Raw genomic sequence first — 6,976 nt, 5'->3', positions numbered from 1 at the left:
GTTATCAGGGGTTCCACCGAGAGGTTATGGGAGCTTCCCTCCACCCAGCTGAACTCTCCCCCTCCATCGTAGGCCCTCCCGTCCACGTAGACCCTCAGGCCCGGGGGATCCGTCATCACCTCGACCCTTAGGGGACTCACCTCAACGTAGGCGCTGACCCAGTCACTCGAGGCCCCGGAATACTCATCATTTCCCTCCCAGGAGGCTCTGAATCTCCAGGAGCCGCTCTCGTTCAGGGCAATCCTGTGAGAGAAGTTCCCATCGAAGGCCAGCTCGATCTGTCTCCTGGAACCCGAGGGGCTGATCACCTCGAGGGTGAGCCTTCCCCTGAGCTTGGGGGTCACCAAACCAGATAGCTCCACCTCCTCACCCCTGAGCACCCTCTCGGGTCGAACCCTCAGCTCCAGCGATGAGAACCCCTTGCTTACGACCACCTGAACCTCGTTGCTAGTGGTCAAGTGACTGGTCCCGCAGTATAGCTCGTACCTGAACGCGTGCCTCCCCACCTTCTCCCCATCGAACCTGAGCTTGATCCCGCTGACCCCCGGCGCCCCCAGGGCCTCACCGTAGCCCTCAGCCGGGATCCTCAGCGTGGTACCGTTGGGGTATGTCCTGAGGAAGACCACGTGATACTCGGGGCACCCCACGTCGCTCCAGAACAGGTTGAGCTCTATGCCCTCATCTATGGTCACGGAGCTCTTGGAGGCCCATAGTTTGGCTTCCTGGGCTGTGGTGACGTGCGGGATGGATGAGGCGAGCGCCACGAGCATCAGAAGTGCGATCAGTCTCTCCCTCTTCGGCATCCCTGCAGCCTACTGTGGGCCCCTATTAACCTTTCCCTTTCCCCTTGGATGTTCATCATTGCACCCACGAAGTTTACCTCGCCCATAACCTTTTGGCGGGCTATTGGGTCGTGGGTGGCGGTCTGGCCCAACGGAGCGATCGCATTCTAGTTTATAGCACCTCTCATGCCCAGATGGGCTCTCGGGAGGAGTTTCCCATCATATCAACCCTTCTGACATGAACGCTTCCCCTAGCATCAGATGAGCTGCAGCTCCACCAGACATGCTAGGTCTGAGCGTCGCAGTCCCAGCGGTCGAGGGATGCCGTGAGGCTTACAGCCTCTGCGGCTTTCTCAATCCCGTGGGAGGAGCGTGACCACAAGATCCGATCGGGCCTCATAGGTAACCTCCCGGCTGCCCCGATGGCCTGGCCCTGGCCACGACGGTGAGCTCCGGGCTGTCCTCGGTCACCGGCTTCCCGGAGTAGTCCTCGAACATGGCCACCATATCGAAGCCCGCATCCGATAGGAAGTGCCTCAGCTCCCTGGGTGTGAAGAGCCTCAGCTCCAGCTCGTGAGTCATCGTGTCAACGGATCCCGATCCCATATCCATCAAGGACCACGATATCTCGGCCGTAGAGACCTGGTTCAGCGCATCGATCCTCCAGACCTCCTCCTTTATCGCCAGCATGGGACCGGACTTCCTGAAATGGGTGGATGGCATCTCGAAATAGGCCCTCTTCTCCAGCACGCCGAGGGCGCTCCAAGTATCGAACACGAAGCATCCCCCTCCCCTCAGCGACCTTCTGACGCTCCTGAGGAAGTCTAATAGCTCATCATCCGATGTGAAGTAGCTTATCACACCGTAAATGGCTATTGCGGCATCAAATTCCTCCCTGAAATCCAGCTTCCTGACATCCGCCACCATGAAGGATGCGTTGGTCAGCCCGGAGGCCTTCTCCCTCGCCCTAGCTATCATCTCCTCGGACAGATCCACTCCCAGCACCTCGTAACCCCTGCGAGCCAGCTCAACGCTATGTCCACCTGAGCCACAACCCAGATCTATCACCCTCCTTACAGGAAAGGGTGCGTACTCACGGAAAATCCTCTCTAAAAAGTCCACCTCACATCTCACGTCCCTGTTGGAATAAAGTAGGTCGTAGTGGATGGCGTATAACCTGTCATTGCGCACGTGGATCCTCCCCGATTTCCCCACTTAAATGTTTCGCTCATCCCGCGTCACCGCGACGCGGGCGGTGATTTTGTGAGTGATCGAAGCTCGTTACACTCGGGATCTTCTGAGGCATAAGGGAGTGTCCGTGTCCATGATGACTTAGCAAGGATCTCACGCGAATCTACGGCGAATGATCTAGGTTCTTTCCTTTTCCCGGAATCCTCTTGGGGTTCCGGATCATGAGAGGGGAGCAATCCTCGGGGAGAGCGGGATTCCAGATCACTTCCCCGCATCCTTTGAAATCTCCTAGAGTACCCTTCCTATCACAAGCTCCACATCGTGTTCCTCGCACAGCCTCTCGATCTCCCTCGCGACCTGCCTAGGCGCTGTGAGGACTATCAGTATCTTCCTTTCAGCCTCCCTCTCATGAGCCTTCTCAGCAGCTTCCACCTTCCTCAGGAGTTTGTATAGCTCCTCCGCGGATTCCGCATGAGCGGTCACCTCTCCCACGATCAGCGGCTCCTCGCAGAAGAGGTCTATCTCCTCGCCGTCAATCACTTCCGCTCTCAGCTCCCTGTCCTGGGGAATGATGCCGGACTCCCTGAAGCGCTGTGTGAGAAGCGTCCTGACGAACTCCTCAAACGTCACACCTGCGAACTTGCTCAGCTGGCTGAATCCGTAGTACATCTCGCCACGCAGCTCCTTGTGTAGCTTCTCCAGCCTCCTAACGCTTCTGCGCAACTTGAGCTGCTCCCTGCGAAACTCAAGCTGATCCTCCTCTATCCTGGCGATCCGATCCAGCATTTTGTTGAAGTCCTCCCTCAGCCTCTCTATAGCCTCGGAGTGCCTCCTCACCTCGATCCAGAGCTTCTCCTGGCCCTCGGCGAGCCTCTCTATAGCCTCGGAGTGCCTCCTCACCTCGATCCAGAGCTTCTCCTGGCCCTCGGCGAGCCTTCCCTGTCCCTCTCGCAGGTCCCTGATCTCCCTGAGGAGATCCTCTAGGATCCTCTCGTGGCTGTCCAGTCTGGCGAGTAGCTCATCCAGGCCGAGGAATCCAGCTACCGCATACCTGAACTCCTCGTCCTCCTTCAGAAGCTTCAGGAATCTCCTCTTGAGCTCAACCTCCTGCTCGGACATCCTCATCGAGAAATCCCATCTAATATATAAAAACTTGAGCGGCGCGGCTCATTAGGTCACATCCGCGCCCCAGGCAGCCCGCAACACCGGGAAACTGGAGCGGCCTTGGGCCATGAACTGATGATGCCCGCGACACCGCGCAGTCGAGGCTGGAGGTTTAGGGAGGTGACTTTCAGAGGATCCACTCGCTCATGCATCCAGTTAGCTCGATGCTGGCTCTCTTTGGTCGGAGATCTTAGATAGCAGGCTCACCTCCCAGATAATTAATCTCTAATAACTCTTTTGCCCTTAAACTCGATTTCTTACAGACAGGTATTGTATGAAACTCAAATTCAAATTACTACCCACACGAGCTCAGAGAGGAGGAGAGAACTCACCCTATGGGGTTCCAGGAAGATTTAGGGTAAAGTAAGAATTTAAATAGGGGAACAGCCAGAAAACTTTATTAAGTAACTCACCATACTGCATGATTTGATGATGCCAATGAGGGCAGAGCGCTTGATGTCTCTAGCTCTCTGCATCCTCTTATTGATTCCAGCAGTTAGTGCCGTGCAGGGCCAGCCAACTGTTTCATCCTTCTCTAGATATATAGGTAACGAGATCTTCCTACACTATCATGAGGAGTATGTGCTGGTCACAGCTTGGTTCTCTCCCGCTAGCATCGATTGGCAGACTTTCCGTTCACAGTGTTTCGATCCGGATCCGGATTACTGGTATGATGGCCTGATAAGAAGGGTCACGGACATGTTCGCCCTTACAGATTTCGGTATTCACGATAAAGAGATTGATGATTCTAGAGGACGTGTCGAGGTAGCTGTTGGCTTTTCCTTCTCATCGTCAAATTATTACACAGAGGGTATCCTGAAGTTCAGGGAGATAGACCTCAGGTTCTAGGAAATGAACCTCATGTTCAGGGGAATAGATAAGAACATCCAGAGCGTTGACAGAAAGATAAAGAGGCTCGGGGATGCGTTCCCGAACTACCAAGAGTTTTTTCAGCGGGTACCTGACAACAGAGGACGTGCTTAAGCCCAGGTCGGCCAGGCTTCTGATAGGAGAGGCCGGGAGTCTCATGAGCTTGGCTGTGTCGAACCCTCTCACCAAGGAGGAGAAGAGCAGCTCAATGATCTCTTCGAGAATAGTGAGAAGGAGCTCGCAGTGGATGAGGCCTATGAGTTCCTAGATCCGGTGAGGGAGGTTTCGGACGAGTACTGGGACGGGCCGGAGGCCTGGAAGCTCCACATATGCGCTGCCATGATGGTGGGCCTCGCTATAAAGAGGGAGCCCGAGAGGGAGGGGAAGGAGGAACGGAGGAGCTCCTAAGGTTGCATGCTGGTCAGATCATCTGCATCGGGGCTTCTGAATCTTCTGAGATTCAGAAAGCAGTGTGCTATATAATCGAGAAATAGCTGAGATATATCAGCCCTTGACTTTATCGCTGTTATGCCCATAAAATGGACACATTGGATCCGCCGCAAACGGACTGCCTGTCAGCAGAAATGCCCTGGATCTACATCCTCCACAATTCTCCACGTAGATACATGATTTACAGGGCTCATCAAGATTTCTTCTATCCCTAAGCTTGATTAATAGCTCATTCTCTTTCCATATCTTGATGGCAGGCTCCTTTAATAGATTTCCCACGCTTGTCTGCAGAAAGACACATGGCCACACATCACCATACCACTTAACATAGAACATCCCTCTTCCAGCCATGCAGCCACCGAACGAACCACGTAACACACCAACCTTTGAGGATAGATAAGCAAAGTATTCAGGTAAACCAACTGGGATGACAAGTGTGTTCAATTCGCTCTGGAGGGATGCCACAGTCTCTATAACCTTGAGAAATGTGGAGGCATCTAATGTGAGATCCTGTCTTGGCGAGCCTCTTCCAAAAGGCTGAAATTGATAGAGAAATACGACATGGGAGCCCAGCTTGTCTGCGAGGTGAAGAAGTTGATGTAGCTCTTCAAAGTTCAGTTTAGATAATGTTATGTTTATGTGGAGATATAATCCCTCTCTTCTGGCGTTCTCTGCACCCTCTATCGCCCTCCTCCACGCACCGGGAACACCACGAAAATTATCGTGGAGCTCAGACTCACAGGAGTCCAGGCTTATCGCGACCCCAGCTATGTCCAGCGATGAGAGCTCCTTGGCCTTTTTCTCGGTGAGCAGTGTTCCATTCGTGGCTATGACCACCTCAAATCCCACATCCCTGGCATATTTAATTATATCACATAAATCTTCTCTTATGAGAGGCTCTCCTCCTGTCAAGACCAATGTCCTGAATTCTGGCACTGTGGCAATGGAATCCACCATTTTAAGCACGCTCCTCAGCGGAGGATCCTCACCGACCTCCCCCCTCTAACCTCACAATGCATACACCTCAGGTTGCACCGCTGAGTGACCTCTAGCACTGGATGTGGCCCATAGCCAAAGCAGCCGGAGATTCTCGCCCCAGCTGCAGCGCTGATAAGCTTATCCAGCGACCTGAGCCACCTACCAAATGGCCATTCGGTGGCTGCTTTGAAGGCTAGGGCTACAGCTGCCTGCCTTGCGAAAAGGGTAGGGGGAACATAGGGAGGTGATATTCGTCGTCTGACCAGTTTATCCCCATGTCCATGTGCTTCCTTCATTTTCACACCCCCAGCAGACCGCTTGTAAAGAACGCAAGGGACATTATGACTGTTGTAAGAATAGCGGCCAGTATTGTCGATCTCATGGCGGGTATTAATGCCTCCACATCCTCATACCTCTTGATCACTATCGTCGATGACTTTATGCTGAGGGGGATGGTCACAAGAGATACCAGCACCGGGGGATCTTTGATGCCGACCAAAGTCAAGAGCACGTAAGCAAGCGCGATGCATGAAACATATATCCTACTGGCAACCCTTCTGCCCACTCTAACGACAAGAGTGAGCTTGCCACTTGCTCTATCAGCATCTACATCGGGAAACTCATTTATCCACAAAACCATCGCGATGAAAACGCCTGGAATGCATGCCGGCAAGAAAGCCTCAGTTGATAGCCTGCCTGAGGTTACGAAGTAGCTTCCAATGACAACAACAGTTTCAAAGTAGAAACAGGCGAGCTCCCCTAGACCCTTGAAGGCCAGGACAGACGAGTATGCATATATAATAAATAATGCGTGCGCTAAAAGCACAAGCACAAACCATCCGCGGACTATCGTCAGGTAAGCAGCTAAGATGGTTTCGAGAGTTGAGAGGAGGATGACAAGATTTTTCACGTCGCCCGGTGAGACAAGACCTCTTAGTATGGGATTACCACCTGTATCCCCGCAGAGACTGAATGGTGTTGTTTATCGCGCTCGTCCACTCCTTTAATGTAGTCGATATAGATGTTAAAAGCATTGCATGCTGCTCCAGCAATGGTTGCACCAATCAATGATAGGATAGCCATGACAGGGTCGAAAACACCATCTTTAAAGGCTATGGATGCCCCTAATAGGGCAGAGGCGAAGTATGTGGTGAGAAACTTGGGACGCGTGCAGAGCAGTAAACTCATCACATTGCATCGTGCATTGAGAAACTTAAAAAGTTAACCTTTATTATATTCTGAGAAAACTTGTGCGAATGAATCGGCTCAAAATCAAAGCACTAATAGCACTAGGTACTACAAAAAGAGCTGTTACAGGGGAAATGGCTGAAGATCCTCATGCGATGATCTAAACTCCCTCTACCGATGATTCAGGGAGCAGCGTGCTCAGCCCAGAAAGCCCCAGCAATTCATGAAGAAGGCATCCGGTAGAAGTAGGAGACCCCGGGAGGCCTCTCCTCCTCTATCTCTCCAGTCACCGGGTTTGGCTTTAGACCCAGGTCCTCCAGGGTTCTCACACCGATTACAAGCCTTGCTTCAGG

General features: G+C 52.8%; 7 protein-coding genes. 1 reads left to right on the top strand and 6 read right to left on the bottom strand.

The window, feature by feature from the left end:
- From BA066_06020 to BA066_06010, 3 genes are all read right to left on the bottom strand, one after another.
- Positions 1-803: hypothetical protein (locus BA066_06020; GenBank protein RDD53140.1), on the bottom strand; the 803-nt coding region annotated here is incomplete at its 3' end.
- Positions 804-1,178: 375 nt separating this feature from the next.
- Positions 1,179-1,973, bottom strand: coding sequence for a class I SAM-dependent methyltransferase (locus BA066_06015; GenBank protein RDD53141.1), 795 nt, complete (start codon positions 1,971-1,973; stop codon positions 1,179-1,181).
- Positions 1,974-2,261: 288 nt separating this feature from the next.
- Positions 2,262-3,092 carry a hypothetical protein gene (locus BA066_06010; GenBank protein ID RDD53139.1) on the bottom strand — a complete coding sequence of 277 codons (831 nt, stop codon included), beginning with the start codon at positions 3,090-3,092 and terminating at the stop codon, positions 2,262-2,264.
- 471 nt (positions 3,093-3,563) lie between these two features.
- Between BA066_06010 and BA066_06005 the strand changes: the two genes are divergently transcribed.
- Positions 3,564-3,986, top strand: a complete 423-nt coding sequence (locus tag BA066_06005) for a hypothetical protein (protein ID RDD53138.1) — start codon at positions 3,564-3,566, stop codon at positions 3,984-3,986.
- Between the two features lie 525 nt (positions 3,987-4,511).
- Here BA066_06005 and BA066_06000 read toward each other — a convergent pair.
- The 3 genes from BA066_06000 to BA066_05990 form a co-directional block, all read right to left on the bottom strand.
- On the bottom strand, positions 4,512-5,414 hold the full coding sequence (locus tag BA066_06000; protein RDD53137.1) for a radical SAM protein: 903 nt from the start codon (positions 5,412-5,414) through the stop codon (positions 4,512-4,514).
- Positions 5,415-5,733: 319 nt separating this feature from the next.
- Positions 5,734-6,345, bottom strand: a complete 612-nt coding sequence (locus BA066_05995) for a prenyltransferase (protein RDD53136.1) — start codon at positions 6,343-6,345, stop codon at positions 5,734-5,736.
- 23 nt (positions 6,346-6,368) lie between these two features.
- The gene (locus tag BA066_05990; GenBank protein RDD53135.1) at positions 6,369-6,623 is read right to left on the bottom strand and encodes a hypothetical protein; all 255 of its coding nucleotides are present in this window, start codon (positions 6,621-6,623) and stop codon (positions 6,369-6,371) included.
- Between the last annotated feature and the right edge of the window lie 353 nt (positions 6,624-6,976).

The sequence above is a fragment of the Candidatus Korarchaeota archaeon NZ13-K genome (genome assembly GCA_003344655.1).
Lineage (GTDB): Archaea > Korarchaeota > Korarchaeia > Korarchaeales > Korarchaeaceae > Korarchaeum.
This window is presented reverse-complemented; position numbering and strand designations above follow the sequence as displayed.